12 protein-coding genes are annotated in these 15,904 nt (G+C 70.6%); 9 read left to right on the top strand and 3 right to left on the bottom strand.

The genetic code is table 11. The features are described from left to right. The first annotated feature begins 139 nt into the window (after positions 1 to 139). The gene (locus tag B1H19_RS32530; protein WP_083108473.1) at positions 140 to 1,033 is read left to right on the top strand and encodes a class I SAM-dependent methyltransferase; all 894 of its coding nucleotides are present in this window, start codon (positions 140 to 142) and stop codon (positions 1,031 to 1,033) included. Between the two features lie 39 nt (positions 1,034 to 1,072). Here the strand turns inward: B1H19_RS32530 and B1H19_RS32525 are convergent, their stop codons facing one another. Both B1H19_RS32525 and B1H19_RS32520 read right to left on the bottom strand, forming a co-directional pair. Further along, positions 1,073 to 3,418, bottom strand: a complete 2,346-nt coding sequence (locus B1H19_RS32525; RefSeq protein WP_418361488.1) for an MFS transporter — start codon at positions 3,416 to 3,418, stop codon at positions 1,073 to 1,075. A 216-nt stretch (positions 3,419 to 3,634) separates the two neighbouring features. Beyond that, positions 3,635 to 4,078: an SRPBCC family protein gene (locus B1H19_RS32520; protein WP_083108472.1), complete on the bottom strand. Its 444-nt coding sequence runs from the start codon at positions 4,076 to 4,078 to the stop codon at positions 3,635 to 3,637. 159 nt (positions 4,079 to 4,237) lie between these two features. Here B1H19_RS32520 and B1H19_RS32515 point away from each other — a divergent pair, with 159 nt between their 5' ends. Continuing rightward, complete coding sequence (locus B1H19_RS32515; RefSeq protein ID WP_083108471.1) at positions 4,238 to 5,251, top strand: Rv2578c family radical SAM protein; 1,014 nt, start codon at positions 4,238 to 4,240, stop codon at positions 5,249 to 5,251. A 339-nt stretch (positions 5,252 to 5,590) separates the two neighbouring features. Here B1H19_RS32515 and B1H19_RS32510 read toward each other — a convergent pair whose 3' ends face one another. Next, on the bottom strand, positions 5,591 to 6,187 hold the full coding sequence (locus B1H19_RS32510; protein ID WP_083108470.1) for a HEAT repeat domain-containing protein: 597 nt from the start codon (positions 6,185 to 6,187) through the stop codon (positions 5,591 to 5,593). 418 nt (positions 6,188 to 6,605) lie between these two features. Between B1H19_RS32510 and B1H19_RS32505 the strand changes: the two genes are divergently transcribed. The 7 genes from B1H19_RS32505 to B1H19_RS32475 all read left to right on the top strand — a co-directional run bounded on the left by B1H19_RS32505 (position 6,606) and on the right by B1H19_RS32475 (position 15,860). After that, on the top strand, positions 6,606 to 8,426 hold the full coding sequence (locus B1H19_RS32505; protein WP_083108469.1) for a 3-hydroxyacyl-CoA dehydrogenase family protein: 1,821 nt from the start codon (positions 6,606 to 6,608) through the stop codon (positions 8,424 to 8,426). A 142-nt stretch (positions 8,427 to 8,568) separates the two neighbouring features. Then, positions 8,569 to 9,372: a TetR family transcriptional regulator gene (locus tag B1H19_RS32500; RefSeq protein WP_203237276.1), complete on the top strand. Its 804-nt coding sequence runs from the start codon at positions 8,569 to 8,571 to the stop codon at positions 9,370 to 9,372. A 407-nt stretch (positions 9,373 to 9,779) separates the two neighbouring features. Continuing rightward, entirely contained in the window at positions 9,780 to 11,117 is a 1,338-nt protein-coding gene (gene ccrA / locus B1H19_RS32495; RefSeq protein WP_083108467.1) for a crotonyl-CoA carboxylase/reductase, read from the top strand. A gap of 30 nt (positions 11,118 to 11,147) precedes the next feature. Continuing rightward, positions 11,148 to 13,160 carry a protein meaA gene (locus B1H19_RS32490; protein ID WP_083108466.1) on the top strand — a complete coding sequence of 671 codons (2,013 nt, stop codon included), beginning with the start codon at positions 11,148 to 11,150 and terminating at the stop codon, positions 13,158 to 13,160. Continuing rightward, positions 13,157 to 14,119 (top strand): HpcH/HpaI aldolase/citrate lyase family protein, encoded by a 963-nt coding sequence (locus B1H19_RS32485; RefSeq protein ID WP_083108465.1) that lies wholly within the window; start codon positions 13,157 to 13,159, stop codon positions 14,117 to 14,119. Before B1H19_RS32490 ends, B1H19_RS32485 begins: the two co-directional genes overlap by 4 nt. Positions 14,120 to 14,124: 5 nt before the next feature. Next, positions 14,125 to 14,649, top strand: a complete 525-nt coding sequence (locus tag B1H19_RS32480) for a MaoC family dehydratase (RefSeq protein WP_030067718.1) — start codon at positions 14,125 to 14,127, stop codon at positions 14,647 to 14,649. A 5-nt stretch (positions 14,650 to 14,654) separates the two neighbouring features. Next, complete coding sequence (locus B1H19_RS32475; RefSeq protein WP_030067719.1) at positions 14,655 to 15,860, top strand: acyl-CoA dehydrogenase family protein; 1,206 nt, start codon at positions 14,655 to 14,657, stop codon at positions 15,858 to 15,860. Positions 15,861 to 15,904 lie beyond the last annotated feature (44 nt).

Below are 15,904 nucleotides of genomic sequence, written 5' to 3'. Positions count from 1 at the left end.
GACGCTAGGCGCTGGAGCACACTCCAACGCAAAGCCACCGCCCGCCCCCACCCACCGCCCGGTAGGACTTTGCACCCCTCCGGGTGACCGGCACGGCGATGCTCCCGGCAGCGGGCCGGTCCCCCGGTAGGAACGCCACATGATCGAGGACGTGCGCCGTCAGGACGTGACCCACCAACCGGTGCCCGGCCGAAGCCCGGTCGACCTCCGGGGCGTTCCCGAGACGGCGCTGTGGACCGTCTATCACCGGGCCGCCGAGGCCGCCCGTCCGGATGCCGTACTGGCCGATCCCCGCGCGGTGCGGCTGGTGGCCGAGGCGGACTTCCCGTTCCGGGAGCGGCTGGGTCCGGCCCGGCCGGGGGCGGCGCAGGTGCTCGCGCTGCGGGCGCTGGCGTTCGACGGGGTGGTGCGGGACTTTCTGGCCCGGCACCCGGAGGGCACCGTGATCGCCCTCGGGGAGGGGCTGGAGACCCAGTTCTGGCGGGTGGACAACGGCCGGGTGCACTGGGTCACCGTCGATCTGAGCGACCCGCTGGAGCTGCGCAGACGCCTGCTGCCGCACGGCGCGCGGCAGCGGCTGGTCGCCTGCGACGCCCGCGAGCACCGCTGGATGGCGGGGATCGACGCCTCGCGCGGGGTGCTGGTGACGGCTCAGGGCCTGCTGATGTATCTGCAACCCGCCCAGGCCCATGGGCTGATCGGCGCGTGTGCGGCGGCCTTTCCGGGCGGCACGATGGTCTTCGACACCGTGTCACGCCGCTACAGCGCCCGCTCCCGCGACGGGGTACGGGGCCCGGGCGGCCACCGCCTGCCGCCGATGCCCTGGGGCATGGACGCCGCCCAGCGCCGCCTGCTGCGCGCCGAGCACCCGTCCGTCACCGAGGTCACCGACGTCCCGCTCCCGTACGGCCGCGGCCTCCTCGGCCTCCTCGCCCCGCACACCGCCGCCGTTCCGCTGCTGCGCAAGAACCGTCCGCTGATCACCCGGCTGCGGTTCGCCGAGGCGCCCGCCGACCCACCCGGCGGGCCCTGAGTCGCCCCCTACGGCAGCCCGGTCGACCGCCGCGGGACATCAGTCCTCGTGGCCGAGTTGGAGGTCGCGTTCGGTGCGGCCGCCGCCGGCGACCTGGAGGACGGTGGCCACCGGCGGGTATCCGGCGGCGATGACGGTGTACTCGCCGGCCGAGAGGTCCACGAAGCGGAAGAGGCCGTCGGGGCCGGTGGTGGCGGTGTCGACGACGTTGCCGGCCGCGTCCAGCAGCGTCACCCGGGCGTCCTCCACCGGGCGGCCGCCGCCGGCCCGTACGGTGCCGCGCAGCACCGCGCCACCGGCCAGCTCGATGTCCTGGCGGGTCTCGCGGGAGGCGTGGACGGTGACGGGGAGCGCGGCGGGCCGGAAGGCGGGGGCGCTGGAGGCGAGGGTGTATTCGCCGGCCACCAACTCCCCGATGACATAGCCGCCTTCGCGTCCGCTGCGGGTGGTGGCGACGACCTCGCCGCGGACGTCGGTGAGGGTGACCATGGCATCGCGTACGGGGGTGCCGTCGCCGGTGGTGACGGTCCCGGCCAGGCGTCCGGCGCCGCCGAGCACCACGTCCAGCTCGACCGGCCGTTCGCCGACCGTGACGGTGACGGCCTGCGGCTGGTGTCCGCCCGCCGCCGCGATCAGGACGTACGAGCCGGCGCCGGGGGTGCCCAGCGCATAGCGGCCGTCCTCGCCGGTGGCGCCGCGTCCGACCTGCCGGCCGGCGTTGTCGATGAGGGTGAGCGCGGCGCGCGGCACGATGGACCCGTCGTGGTGCTGGACCGTGCCGCAGACCGGGACGCCGGCCGACGAGGCGGCGTAACCGGCGTGCGCGCCATAGGAGTTGGCGGCCGTGCGGGCCCTGGGCACACCGGCCGGGGAGCTCTCGGCGTCGCCGTACGGAAGATGCGGCATCGGGGTGGCCGACGTGGCGGCAGAGGTGTGGGACACCAGTGGTTTCTCTTTCAGGAAGAGGGCGAGCAGGAAACCCAGGGCGAGCAGCGGGGCGAGGCAGCGGACGATCTCCGGCACGGCGTGCGCGGAGGCGGCGAGGTGGGGGGTCAGCTGTCCGGTGAGGCGGGCGGCGGCGAGGGTCCAGAAGAGGCCCACACCGATGCTGCCGCCGAGCCATCGGGCGGTGGTGGTGGCGCGGCAGGCGGCGCCGTAGCGGCACGCGGAGTTGCGTACCGCGAGCACCAGCACCGGCAGGACGAAACCGATGCCGAGGCCGAGCAGGCCGGTCCCCAGGCCGTGGGCGCCGTAGGGGGCGTCCTGCGCCGTACGGGTCAGCAGCCACATGCCCTCGGCGGCCACCGCGCAGCCGAGGAGGGGGAAGATCCGGTGGTGGCCGGTGCGGACGATGAGCCGGCCGGAGACCAGGGCGGCGAGCACGATGCCGAGCAGCAGGGGCACCGTCAGCAGACCGGCCTCGGTGGCGTCGCCCGCCGTGCGCGCAAGGTCCGGAAGCCCGCCGAGGGCGCCGTGGAGGGCGAGGGCGAGGACCGCGCCGACCAGACCGGTGATGCCCACCAGGCAGTCGCGCAGCAGCCGGGGCGGGAGGAGCGGCGCGGCGGCGAAGCGCTCGGCGACGAGGAAGAGCAGGGCGGCGGCGAGCGCACCGGCGCCGAGGCCGAGGACGACCGTCGAGGTCCAGGCATACGCGCCGCCGCCCCAACTGGCCAGCAGCCCGAGGCAGATGGCGCAGACGGTCAGCAGCAGCGCGCCCGCGAGGTCGCGCCGCGGCCGGGCACCGGGCTTCGGCAGCCGGAGCCGGGTGGCGACGACGAGAAACGCCAGCACACCGAAGGGCGCCGTGAGGAAGCAGCCCCAGCGCCAGGAGGCATGGTCGGCGAGGAGGCCGCCGGCCAACGGCCCGGCCACGAAGGCGAGTCCGAGGGCGACGGCGATCAGGCCCCGGCAGCGACGGCGGGAACGGGGCGGGACGAGCGTGGCGGTGACCGCCAGGGCGCCGAGCAGCAGACCGCCGCCGCCGAGGCCCTGGAGGGCGCGGAAGGCGAGCAGTTCGCCCATGGACCGCGACCAACCGGCCGACGCCGAGCCGACGGTGAAGGCCAGGATCGCGAGGAGCAGGGCCGGTTTGCGGCCGAAGAGGTCGCCGAGGGCGCCGTGAACGGGCAGGCCCAGCGCGGCGGCGAGCAGATACGCGGTGACCGCCCAGGGCGTCACCGGCAGTCCGTGCAGCTCACGGGCGATCGCGGGAAGCGCGGGGGCGAGGGCCGTCTGGTCGAGGACCACGAGCAGCAGCGCGGGCATCAGGCCCGCGAGCACCAAACGCGGCCGCCCGGAACCGGGCGGCTTGACTGCGCCGCCCGGTGTGGCCGCGGCGGGTACCGCGGCCCGTTCGCCCCGTACCGCCAGGGTGGTCCCGCCCACGTACTGCCTCCCTTGTCACACCTGCACCACCGCCCATTTCTCGCATCGGGCGATAACGGCAATCAAGTACGACGAAAGGGGGCGTGCGGGGCGGGAAGGGACATCAAGTACGTTGCGCGGGACGCCCATTGGGCTCCCATCAGGCGTTTCCGTGCGAGAGCGATCCGGCGGACCGGACACCGCGGCGCAACGGAAACCACCCGAACCGGTGACCGGCTACTTCTCCATCTCCTTGGCGAGGTTGGCGAGGATCGCGTCGTAGATCCGCCCGAGACCCTTGGGCGCGAAGGTCCGCTCGAAGAAGCCTCCGATCCCGCCCGCGCCGTTCCAGATCGAGCTGACCACGACGTTGGCGCGGCCCTCGCCCGCCGGGGTGACGACCCAGGTGGTCACCATGGAAGAGTTGCGGTCCTTCTCGACGAGCTGCCCATCGGTGGGCTCGTCGACCTCCAGCAGGCAGTCGCGCACGCGCTTGCTGGTGGCCTGGAGCTTCCAGTGGACGAGCGTGCCCTTGCCGTCGCCGCCCTCGCGGACCTCGTACTCGCTGAAGTGCTCGGGCAGCAGCTTCTGGCGCGTGCCGCTGTAGTCGGCGAGCGCATCGAAAACGTCCTCCGGGTCCGCCGCGATCTCACGCTGCGTGGTGGCCTCGACCTGGCCCATATGTGTCGTCCTCCAGTACTCGGCTGCCGGTCCTGCGGTGCGCCGCTTAGCCAACCACCACTGGGCGGCACGCCCAAAATCCGGGGTGACACCAGGAAAGGGAACAGATGTTCTATTATCTGCACGGGGGGGGCTCGACCGGACCCCGAAGGAGGCCCGATGCGCTGGGACAATCTGGGCGACAGCCCTGCCGCGCTGTTCGGTACGGACGTCGTCAGCCGGACGATCGACACCCCCGAATTCCGCGGCATCACCTTCCACGAAGTGCGCGCCCGCTCGATCCTCAATCGCGTCCCGGGCGCCTCCCGGATGCCGTTCGAATGGACCGTGAATCCGTACCGGGGGTGCAGTCACGCCTGCGTCTACTGCTTCGCCCGCAAGACCCACAGCTATCTGGACCTCGACACCGGGCTCGACTTCGACTCCCAGATCGTCGTCAAGGTCAACGCCCCCGACCTGCTGCGCCGCGAACTGACCGCCCGGCGCTGGCGCGGCGACCACATAGCCATGGGCACGAACGTCGACTGCTACCAGCGGGCGGAGGGCCGATACGCCCTCATGCCCGGCATCCTCACGGCGCTGCGCGACCACGCCAACCCGTTCTCCGTCCTCACCAAGGGCACGCTGATCCTGCGCGACCTGGAACTGCTGCGGCAGGCCGCCGAGGTCACCGACGTCGGCATCTCCGTCTCCGTCGGCTTCCTGGACCACGCGCTGTGGCGCACGGTCGAACCGGGCACGCCCGCCCCGTCGCGCCGCCTCGACGTGGTGCGCACGCTCACCGCGCACGGCATCACGTGCGGGGTCCTGATGGCGCCCGTCATCCCCTTCCTCGGCGACGCACCCGACCAGTTGCGGGCCACGGTCCGCGCCATCGCCGAGGCGGGGGCCGCCTCGGTCACCCCGCTCGTCCTGCACCTGCGCCCCGGCGCCCGGGAATGGTTCATGACGTGGCTGGGCCGCCATCATCCGCATCTCGTACGGCGCTACGAGCGCATGTACGCCGGGGGCTCGTATGCGCCGACGTGGTACCAGCGGCGCATCACCCGGCAGGTCCACGAGCTGGCCGCCGAGTACGGCGTGGGGCCGTATCGGCCCGGCGCCCACCGGGGGATCGCGCCCCCGGAGTCACCGGCGGGGCCGGCGGGGCCCACCCAGCTGACGCTTCTGTGACCGTTCGCTGCGCGTTGCTTGGGCCCCACGTTTTTGTCTGCGGCGCCGCGCGTGCTCTCGCCGTTGCGCCTGCGGCGGGCGTTGCCGCTGGCGCGGGGCTGTCCGGCAGCGGCACCGGCCCTACACGGCTCCGCCGCTACGGCCCGGCACCTCCCCGTTGGGGGTGGAAAAAGACGGTGGGGGTGAACCACCGCCTTTCCCCTCCCCCGTCGGGAGGGGCCGCACCGGAGGACGAAGTCCGCAGGGGCGGCACCGCGGCCGACACACAACCCCCGCCCGCCGCAGGCGCAACGACGGGAAAGCCAAAACCGTCGGCCCAGGCAAAGCGCAGCGGACGGGCTACACGCCCAGGCGCGCAAGGGCCGCCGAAGCCGCCGCGGCAAGGCGCGGGTGCGCCGCGGCAGCGGTGAGGGTGGAGACGGCCCGGCGGTCACCGAGCGCCGCCAGACCCTCCACGCAGGCGAGGGCGACGCGCCAATACGGGGTGTTGGGGGTGAGGAGGCGATCGAGCGTAGCGATCAGCGCCGGCACAGACTGCGGCGCGCGCAGTTCGGCAAGCAGCCGAACGGGGTGCAGCGCATAGGCCGTGCGCAACGGATTGGTGGCAAGGGCGGCCGCCGCCCGCGCGGTGCGGGGGTCGCCAAGGCGACCCAGCGCATGCGCAGCGGTCGCGCAGCGGACCGGTTCGCGGTAGTTCAGCAGCAGCACCAGCGTCTCGAAGGCGCGCTTGTCGCCGGCGCAGCCGAGGACGAAGGCGGCGATCTCCCGGGCCCACAGGGGCCGTTCGACGGCGACCAGCATCCGGGCCAGTTCGTCGCGGGCGGCCGGAGTGTTCTTGCGGGCCAGTGCGAGCAGCCGCTCGTAGGCGGCCAGATCGTCCGGGGAGCGGAGTTCGGCCCGCACCCGGTCCGTCAACTCGTGGAATTCCTCTTCCATTTGTCGCTCCCCTCCCGCCGGGCCGTCCCGGGTGACGACGACGTGGCCTGCACCACAGCCTAATGACCCGCGCTACCCCTGGCGCTTCGGTTACCCACCGGTTAACCTGCTGGAACGGGCAGCACCCCTGCTCGGGCGGCCGGTGACGCAGCCGCCAGTAAACGAAGTCGGTTCGAAGTCGGTTCGGCACCGCACTCAGCACGACATCGCAGGAGCACACGGCACGGCCCCGGGACAGGGCTCGCCGCGGCTTCCGCCCCGCCGGCGCTCCCCCGTGACGCTGCGGCTTTTGCGGCATTTCCGCCGTATCCCTCTGGCCGCTGTGCGCTGCGTACGGCCGCGTCGGTGCGACCCCTCTTGCTGTCGTCCCAGTCGTCACTTCTCCCCTACCTCAGGGGAACACCCTTGGAGTCTCGCGATGGGCCCTTCGTCCACCCCTGATCTCTCGACCGAAGTCAGTCCCCTGTCCCTTTCCACGGTCGCCGTCGTCGGCCTGGGCACCATGGGCACCGGTATCACCGAGGTGCTGACCCGCGCCGGCCGCGAGGTCATCGGCATCGACACCGACCAGGCCGCGGCCCGCCAGGCCGTCGCCTCCCTGGAGGCCGCCACCGCCCGCGCCGTGCAGCGCGAGCGGATCACCGAGCGGGAGCGGCAGGACATCCTGGCCCGCTTCCGCACCTTCTCCGACCTCCAGGCCGCCGCGGAGGCCGATCTCGTCATCGAGGTGGTGCCGGAGAACTACGAGCTCAAGCGCCAGGTCTTCGCTGAACTGGACGCCGTGGTCCGCCCCGACGCGATCCTCGCCACCGGCACCAACGCGCTGTCGGTGACCCGGCTGGCCGCCGACTCGCAGCGCCCCGAGCGGGTGCTCGGCGTGCACTTCTTCAACCCGGCCCCGGCCATGAAGCTGGTCGAGGTGGTCTCCTCGGTGCTCACCGCACCGACCGCGGTCGCCGCCGTCACCCAGCTCGCCCGCGACCTGGGCAAGGACCCCATCGCGGTGGGCGACCGCCCCGGCTTCGTCGCCGACGGTCTGCTCTTCGGCTACCTGAACCAGGCCGCCGCGATGTACGAGTCCAGGTACGCCACCCGCGAGGACATCGACGCCGCGATGCGGCTGGGCTGCGGTCTGCCGATGGGCCCGCTCGCCCTGCTCGACCTGATCGGCGTGGACACCGCCCGTACGGTCCTGGAGGCCATGTACGCCGAGTCGCACGACCGGCTGCACGCCCCCGCGCCGATCCTGGGGCAGCTGGCCGAGGCCGGGCTGACCGGCCGCAAGGCGGGCCGCGGCTTCTACACGTACGAGGCGCCGGGCAGCGGCTCGGTCGTCCCGGACGCGGAGACCCCCGCGGCCGACGGCGCGCTCGGTGCGGGCCGTACGGTCACCAGCGTGGGCGTCGCCGGCTCCGGCACCATGGCCAGCGGTATCGCCGAGGTCTTCGCCAAGGCGGGCTTCGACGTCGTCCTGGCCGCCCGCAGCCTGGAGAAGGCGGAGCAGGCCAAGGCCCGGATCGCCAAGTCGCTGGGCCGGTCCGTGGACAAGGGCCGGATGACCGCCGAGGCGCGCGATGCCGCACTGGCCGCGATCACCCCGGCCGGCTCGCTCGACGCCTTCGCCGAGGTCGATCTGGCCGTCGAGGCGGTGGCCGAGGACCTGGAGGTCAAGCAGCAGCTCTTCGCCACCCTGGACAAGGTCTGCAAGCCGGGTGCCGTGCTGGCCACGACCACCTCGTCGCTGCCGGTGGTGGCCTGCGCGCGCGCCACCTCGCGGCCACAGGACGTCATCGGGATGCACTTCTTCAACCCGGCCCCGGCCATGAAGCTGGTCGAGGTGGTCCGTACGGTCCTGACGGCCGACGACGTCCACGCCACCGTCCGCGCGGTGTGCGCCAAGGTCCGCAAGCACGCCGTGGACTGCGGCGACCGCGCCGGCTTCATCGTGAACGCGCTGCTGTTCCCGTACCTCAACAACGCGATCAAGATGGTGCAGGAGCACTACGCCTCGCTGGACGACATCGACGCCGCCATGAAGCTCGGCGGCGGCTACCCGATGGGCCCGTTCGAACTCCTCGATGTCGTGGGGCTGGACGTCTCCCTGGCCATCGAGAAGGTGCTGCACGCCGAGTTCCGCGACCCGGGCCTGGCCCCGGCGCCGCTGCTGGAGCACCTCGTCGCGGCGGGCTGCCTCGGCCGCAAGACCGGCCGCGGCTTCCGTGAGTACGCCAAGCGCTGACGGGAAGGGGCACCCCCGGCCGCGCGCCGGGGGGCCGTGGGGCGGACTGCTGGAGCCTTCGGCCGGCGGTCCGTCCCAGGTCAGGGGGGCGCGGGCGGTACCTGATGCCGCAGGCCGCGTAAATATGCAGTACCGTCCCCACATGTCCCAGCCCGCTCGTACGCCGACCTCCGACGCCACCGACACCAGCACTCCGGGCTCTCGCCGCGCGGCCGCCCAACGGCTCAAAATGCGCCGCGAACTGTCGGCTGCGGCCATGGAACTGTTCGCGACCAAGGGCTACGAGGCGACCACGGTCGACGAGATCGCGGCCGCCGCCGGGGTCGCCCGCCGGACCTTCTTCCGCCACTTCCGCTCCAAGGAAGAGGCGATCTTCCCCGACCACGACGACACCCTCGTACGCGCCGAGGCCGTCCTGGATGCCGCGCCGCCGCACGAGAACCCGCTCGACACGGTCTGCCGCGGCATCAAGGAGGTCATGCGGATGTACGCGGCCGCCCCGGCCGTCTCCGTCGCCCGCTACCGCCTCACCCGCGAGGTGCCCACCCTGCGCGAGGCCGAGATCGCCTCGGTCGCCCGCTACGAGCGTCTCTTCACCCGTTATCTTCTGGGCCACTTCGACGAGGGCGCCCACCGCGAGGGCGACGACGACCCGTTGCTCGCCGAGGTCGCCGCCTCCGCCGTGGTCACCGCCCACAACCACGTCCTGCGCCGCTGGCTGCGGGCCGGCGCCGAGGGCGATGTCGAGGCCCAGCTCGACCATGCCTTCGAGATCGTCCGCGAGACCTTCGGCACCGGCATCGGCGCGGGCCGCACGACCTCCGGGGAGCCGGCCGCCCCGGCTTCCGTCTCCCGGGAGGGCGAGGTGCTGGTGGCCGTGGCCCGTACGGACGCGCCGCTGGACGAGGTCATGCGCACGATCGAGCGGGCGCTGAAGAAGCGCTGAGGGGCGACCCGCACACCACACAACCGCAGCCCGTCCAGCCGCCGAGGCGCTGGGCGGGCTGCGGCGTTCACGCGATGAACGATCAACGATCATCGCTCATTGCGCTCATCTGAACGCCAGGTTTCTCAAGCGAGAAATTCATGGCACTCAGTGTCTTGTCAGATGGCACGCGGTGTCATACGTTGAAGGTGTCCGGGCGACCGGTGCACAGCGACACCCGTGCATCGGTTGTCCCAGCAACCCTTCGCGGCTGCCCGCCCGGACGCCTGCGTCACAGGCATCACACCAGGCGCCCACCCCGCGCCACTACAGCCACACCGGCCGAACCGACGGCATCACCCCTGCACCACCCCCGACGTTCCCTCAAGCCGTTCCCCGAAAAAAACGTGCTTCGCCGGAGGCATCCCGTGAATGAAATCCTGGACGCGATCCTCGCGCCCGACACCACCCGCGACGACTTCGCCGCGCTGGCCCTCCCCGAGTCCTACCGCGCGGTGACCGTGCACAAGGACGAGGCCGAGATGTTCGCCGGCCTGCCCAGCAGGGAGAAGGACCCGCGCAAGTCGCTGCACGTCGAGGACGTGCCGGTGCCCGAACTGGGGCCCGGCGAGGCCCTGGTGGCCGTGATGGCCTCCTCCGTGAACTACAACAGCGTGTGGACCTCGATCTTCGAGCCGATGTCGACCTTCGGGTTCCTGGAGCGCTACGGCAAGCTCTCCCCGCTCACCAAGCGCCACGACCTGCCGTACCACGTCATCGGCTCCGACCTGGCCGGCGTCGTGCTGCGCACCGGACCCGGCGTCAACGCCTGGGGCCCCGGTGACGAGGTCGTCGCGCACTGTCTGTCCGTCGAGCTGGAGTCTTCCGACGGCCACAACGACACCATGCTCGACCCCGAGCAGCGGATCTGGGGCTTCGAGACCAACTTCGGCGGCCTGGCCGAGATCGCGCTGGTCAAGTCCAACCAGCTGATGCCCAAGCCCCAGCACCTGAGCTGGGAGGAGGCGGCGGCGCCCGGTCTGGTCAACTCGACCGCGTACCGCCAGCTGGTCTCGCGCAACGGCGCCGGGATGAAGCAGGGCGACAACGTCCTGATCTGGGGCGCCAGCGGCGGACTCGGCTCGTACGCCACCCAGTTCGCGCTGGCCGGCGGGGCGAACCCGATCTGCGTCGTCTCCAGCGAGCAGAAGGCCGACATCTGCCGCGCCATGGGCGCCGAGGCGATCATCGACCGCAGCGCCGAGGGCTACAAGTTCTGGAAGGACGAGCGCACCCAGGACCCGAAGGAGTGGAAGCGCTTCGGCAAGCGCATCCGCGAGTTCACCGGCGGCGAGGACATCGACATCGTCTTCGAGCACCCGGGCCGCGAGACCTTCGGCGCGAGCGTTTACGTCACCCGCAAGGGCGGCACCATTACTACCTGCGCCTCGACCTCGGGCTACATGCACGAGTACGACAACCGCTACCTGTGGATGTCGCTGAAGCGGATCATCGGCTCGCACTTCGCGAACTACCGGGAGGCGTGGGAGGCCAACCGCCTGATCGCCAAGGGCAAGATCCACCCGACGCTGTCGAAGACCTACACCCTGGAAGAGACCGGGCAGGCGGCCTACGACGTGCACCGCAACCTGCACCAGGGCAAGGTCGGCGTGCTGGCGCTCGCGCCCGAGGAGGGGATGGGCGTGCGCGACGAGGAAATGCGCGCCAAGCACCTCGACGCGATCAACCGCTTCCGGAACGTCTGAACCGGCGAAGAGGTACGGGAGACCGTTTAGATGACTGAGCGTCAGAAGGATCGTCCGTGGCTGATGCGGACCTACGCCGGGCACTCCACCGCCGAGGCGTCCAATGAGCTCTACCGGCGCAATCTCGCCAAGGGCCAGACCGGACTGTCGGTCGCGTTCGACCTCCCGACGCAGACCGGTTACGACCCCGACCACATCCTCGCCCGCGGCGAGGTCGGCCGGGTCGGGGTTCCGGTCTCCCATCTCGGCGACATGCGGCGGCTGTTCCAGGAGATACCGCTGGAGCAGATGAACACCTCGATGACCATCAACGCCACGGCCATGTGGCTGCTGGCGCTCTATCAGGTGGTCGCCGAGGAACAGGGCGCGGACATCACCAAGCTCCAGGGGACGACGCAGAACGACATCGTCAAGGAGTACCTGTCCCGGGGGACGCATGTCTTCCCGCCAGGGCCGAGCCTGCGGTTGACCACGGACATGATCGCGTACACGGTCAACAACATCCCCAAGTGGAACCCGATCAACATCTGCAGCTACCACCTCCAGGAGGCGGGCGCCACTCCGGTCCAGGAGATCTCGTACGCGATGTCCACCGCCATCGCCGTTCTGGACGCGGTGTTCGCGTCCGGGCAGGTCCCCGAGGACCGCAAGGGCGAGGTGGTGGCGCGGATCTCCTTCTTCGTCAACGCGGGCGTCCGCTTCGTCGAGGAGATGTGCAAGATGCGCGCCTTCGGCCGCATCTGGGACAAGGTCACCCGCGAGCGCTACGGCATCGAGAACCCCCGGCACCGCCGCTTCCGCTACGGCGTCCAGGTCAACTCGCTGGGCCTGACCGAGGCGCAGCCGGAGAACAACGTCCAGCGGATCGTGCTGGAGATGCTGGCGGTGACGCTGTCGAAGGACGCCCGCGCCCGCGCCGTCCAACTCCCCGCCTGGAACGAGGCGCTGGGCCTGCCGCGGCCCTGGGACCAGCAGTGGTCGCTGCGTATCCAGCAGGTGCTGGCGCACGAGAGCGATCTGCTGGAGTACGAGGACATCTTCGCCGGTTCGCATGTCATCGAGGCCAAGGTCGACTCCCTGGTGGACGAGTGCCTGGCCGAGATCGAGCGGATCCAGGAGATGGGCGGCGCCATGGCGGCCGTCGAGTCCGGCTATCTCAAATCGCAGCTGGTCTCCTCGCACGCCGAGCGGCGGTCCCGGATCGAGGCCGGCGAGGAGAAGATCGTCGGCGTCAACTGCTTCGAGTCCACCGAGCCCAATCCGCTCACCGCGGATCTGGACACCGCCATCATGACGGTCGATCCGGCCAATGAGGCGCGGGTCGTCCAGGCGCTGCACGACTGGCGGGACAACCGGGACGAGGGCCGCGCCCAGGAGGCGCTGTCCACGCTGAAGAAGACCGCGGCGGGCGACGGCAACCTCTTCGCGGCGACCCTGGAGTGCGCGCGGGCCGGTGTGACGACCGGCGAGTGGGCCTGGGCGCTGCGGGACGTCTTCGGCGAGTTCCGGGCGCCGACGGGCGTCTCGGGCGCGCCGCTGGCCGTCACGGCCGAGGCGGGCACCCCGCTGGCGCTGGTCCGCGACAAGGTCGCCAAGACCGCCGCCGACCTGGGCAGCGGCAAACTGCGCCTGCTGGTGGGCAAGCCCGGTCTGGACGGGCACAGCAACGGCGCCGAGCAGATCGCCGTACGGGCCCGCGATGCCGGTTTCGAGGTGGTCTACCAGGGCATCCGGCTGACCCCGGAGCAGATCGTCTCGGCGGCCGTCGCCGAGGACGTGCACTGCGTGGGACTGTCGATCCTGTCCGGTTCGCATGCCGAGCTGGTGCCGGACGTGCTGGCCCGGCTGCGCCGCGCCGGTGTGGACGATGTGCCCGTCATCGTCGGCGGCATCATCCCTTCGGCCGATGCGGCCGCCCTCCGGGAAGCCGGGGTGGCCGCCGTGTTCACCCCGAAGGACTTCGGCATCACGGAGATCATCGGCCGTATCGTCGACGAGATCCGGAAGGCGAACCAGCTCGACCCCCTGGAGGTCCCCGCATGACCCCTGCGACCCGGCAGCGGCCTCGCCGCTCCTGTCTGGCCGTCCCCGGCAGCAACCCCCGCTTCCTGGAGAAGGCCCAGGGCCTGCCCGCCGACCAGGTCTTCCTGGACCTGGAGGACGCCTGCGCACCGCTCGCCAAGGAAGGCGCCCGGCACACCATCGTCGACGCCCTGAACAAGGGCGACTGGACCGGCAAGACCCGGGTCGTACGGGTCAACGACTGGACCACGCACTGGACGTACCGGGACGTCATCACGGTCGTCGAGGGCGCGGGCGCCAACCTCGACTGCATCATGCTGCCGAAGGTGCAGGACGCCCAGCAGATCGTGGCGCTGGACCTGCTGCTGACCCAGATCGAGAAGACGATGGGCTACGAGGTCGGCCGGATCGGCATCGAGGCGCAGATCGAGAACGCCAAGGGCCTGGTGAACGTCGACGAGATCGCCGGTGCCTCGCCGCGCCTGGAGACCATCATCTTCGGCCCGGCCGACTTCATGGCGTCCATCAACATGAAGTCCCTGGTGGTCGGCGAGCAGCCCCCGGGCTACCCGGCGGACGCCTACCACTACATCCTCATGCGGATCCTGATGGCGGCCCGTACGCACGACCTCCAGGCCATCGACGGTCCCTATCTCCAGATCAAGAACCTCGACGGCTACCGCGAGGTCGCCGGGCGGGCCGCGGCCCTGGGCTTCGACGGCAAATGGGTGCTGCACCCCGGTCAGGTCGAGGCCGCCAACGAGGTGTTCTCGCCGTCCCAGGAGGACTACGACCACGCCGAGCTGATCCTGGACGCCTACGAGTGGCACACCTCGGAGGCGGGCGGGGCCAAGGGTTCCGCGATGCTCGGTGACGAGATGATCGACGAGGCGAGCCGGAAAATGGCCCTCGTCATCGCCGGCAAGGGCCGGGCCGCAGGCATGATCCGTACATCCACGTTCGAGGCCCCGGAGGCTTAAGCGCGATGCAGTTCGGCCGTACCTATGAAGAGTTCACCGTCGGCGACGTGTACAAGCACTGGCCCGGGAAAACCGTCACGGAATACGACGACCACCTCTTTTGTCTGCTCACGATGAATCATCACCCGTTGCACATGGACAGCAACTACGCGGAGCAGACCACCGACTTCGGCAAGAACGTCGTCGTCGGCAACTACATCTATTCGCTGCTGCTGGGCATGTCGGTGCCCGATGTCTCCGGAAAGGCCATCGCCAATCTGGAGATCGAGTCGCTCAAGCACGTGGCGCCGACCTTCCACGGCGACACCCTCTACGGCGAGACGACGGTCCTCGACAAGACGCCCTCGAAGTCCAAGTCGGACCGCGGGATCGTGTACGTCGAGACCAAGGGCTACAAGCAGGACGGCACGCTGGTCTGTGTCTTCCGGCGCAAGGTGATGGTCCCCACGGCCACGTACATCGAGGAGCGCGGCGGCGAGCAGCCCGGCCGCCCCGAGCTCAAGGCCCCTGCGGCCAAGAAGGAGAAGTAGTCACCATGACCCGTCTTGCGCAGACCGAGGGCCTGACCGACATTCAGCGGGAAATTCTCTCCACCGTCCGCGACTTCGTGGACAAGGAGATCATCCCGGTCGCCACGGAGCTGGAACACCGCGACGAATACCCCACGCAGATCGTCGAGGGGCTGAAGGAACTCGGCGTCTTCGGGCTGATGATTCCCGAGGAGTACGGCGGGCTGGGCGAGTCGCTGCTCACCTACGCGCTCACCGTCGAGGAAATCGCCCGCGGCTGGATGAGCGTCTCGGGCATCATCAACACCCACTTCATCGTGGCGTACATGCTCAAGCAGCACGGTACGCAGGAGCAGAAGGACTACTTCCTGCCGAAGATGGCGGCCGGTGAAATCCGCGGCGCCTTCTCGATGTCGGAGCCGGCGCTGGGCTCGGACGTGTCGGCCATCTCCTCCAAGGGCGTGCGGGACGGCGACGATTACGTCCTCAACGGCCAGAAGATGTGGCTGACCAACGGCGGTTCGTCCACCCTCGTCGCGGTGCTGTGCCGCACGGACGAGGGCCACCCGGAGGGCACCGCGCCGCACAAGTCGATGACGACCTTCCTGGTGGAGAAGGAGGCGGGCTTCGGCGAGGTCCGCCCCGGGCTCACCATCCCGGGCAAGATCGACAAGATGGGCTACAAGGGCGTCGACACCACCGAGCTGATCATGGACGGCCTGCGGATCCCGGCCGACCGGGTGCTCGGCGGCCAGACCGGGCGTGGCTTCTATCACATGATGGACGGCGTCGAGGTCGGCCGGGTGAATGTCGCCGCGCGTGGCTGCGGGGTCGCCCAGCGCGCCTTCGAGCTGGGCGTTTCGTACGCGCAGCAGCGGCACACCTTCGGCAAGCCGATCGCCCAGCACCAGGCCATCCAGTTCAAACTGGCCGAAATGGCGACAAAGGTCGAAGCCGCCCATGCGATGATGGTTAATGCCGCTCGCAAAAAGGACTCCGGCCAGCGAAACGACCTCGAAGCGGGCATGGCGAAGTACCTGGCCTCCGAGTACTGCAAGGAGGTGGTCGAGGACGCTTTCCGTATCCACGGCGGCTACGGATTCTCCAAGGAGTACGAGATCGAGCGTCTCTACCGCGAGGCCCCGATGCTCCTGATCGGTGAAGGTACCGCCGAGATCCAGAAAATGATCATTGGTCGCCGGCTGCTGGAGGAGTACCGAATCCAGGGGTGAACGTCCCGATTGGGGCGTTTTCGTCTAGACGAAGATCACACCCC

Source organism: Streptomyces gilvosporeus (assembly GCF_002082195.1).
GTDB lineage: Bacteria > Actinomycetota > Actinomycetes > Streptomycetales > Streptomycetaceae > Streptomyces > Streptomyces gilvosporeus.
The sequence above is the reverse complement of the archived record's forward strand: the minus strand, read 5'-3'. Positions and strand labels throughout refer to the sequence as shown.

Coding starts and splice junctions, on each gene's coding strand:
- B1H19_RS32530 (WP_083108473.1), top strand. CDS start 140: ATGATCGAGGACGTGCGCCGTCAGGACGTGACCCACCAACCGGTGCCC.
- B1H19_RS32520 (WP_083108472.1), bottom strand. CDS start 4,078: ATGGGCCAGGTCGAGGCCACCACGCAGCGTGAGATCGCGGCGGACCCG.
- B1H19_RS32515 (WP_083108471.1), top strand. CDS start 4,238: ATGCGCTGGGACAATCTGGGCGACAGCCCTGCCGCGCTGTTCGGTACG.
- B1H19_RS32510 (WP_083108470.1), bottom strand. CDS start 6,187: ATGGAAGAGGAATTCCACGAGTTGACGGACCGGGTGCGGGCCGAACTC.
- B1H19_RS32505 (WP_083108469.1), top strand. CDS start 6,606: ATGGGCCCTTCGTCCACCCCTGATCTCTCGACCGAAGTCAGTCCCCTG.
- B1H19_RS32500 (WP_203237276.1), top strand. CDS start 8,569: ATGTCCCAGCCCGCTCGTACGCCGACCTCCGACGCCACCGACACCAGC.
- B1H19_RS32490 (WP_083108466.1), top strand. CDS start 11,148: ATGACTGAGCGTCAGAAGGATCGTCCGTGGCTGATGCGGACCTACGCC.
- B1H19_RS32485 (WP_083108465.1), top strand. CDS start 13,157: ATGACCCCTGCGACCCGGCAGCGGCCTCGCCGCTCCTGTCTGGCCGTC.
- B1H19_RS32480 (WP_030067718.1), top strand. CDS start 14,125: ATGCAGTTCGGCCGTACCTATGAAGAGTTCACCGTCGGCGACGTGTAC.
- B1H19_RS32475 (WP_030067719.1), top strand. CDS start 14,655: ATGACCCGTCTTGCGCAGACCGAGGGCCTGACCGACATTCAGCGGGAA.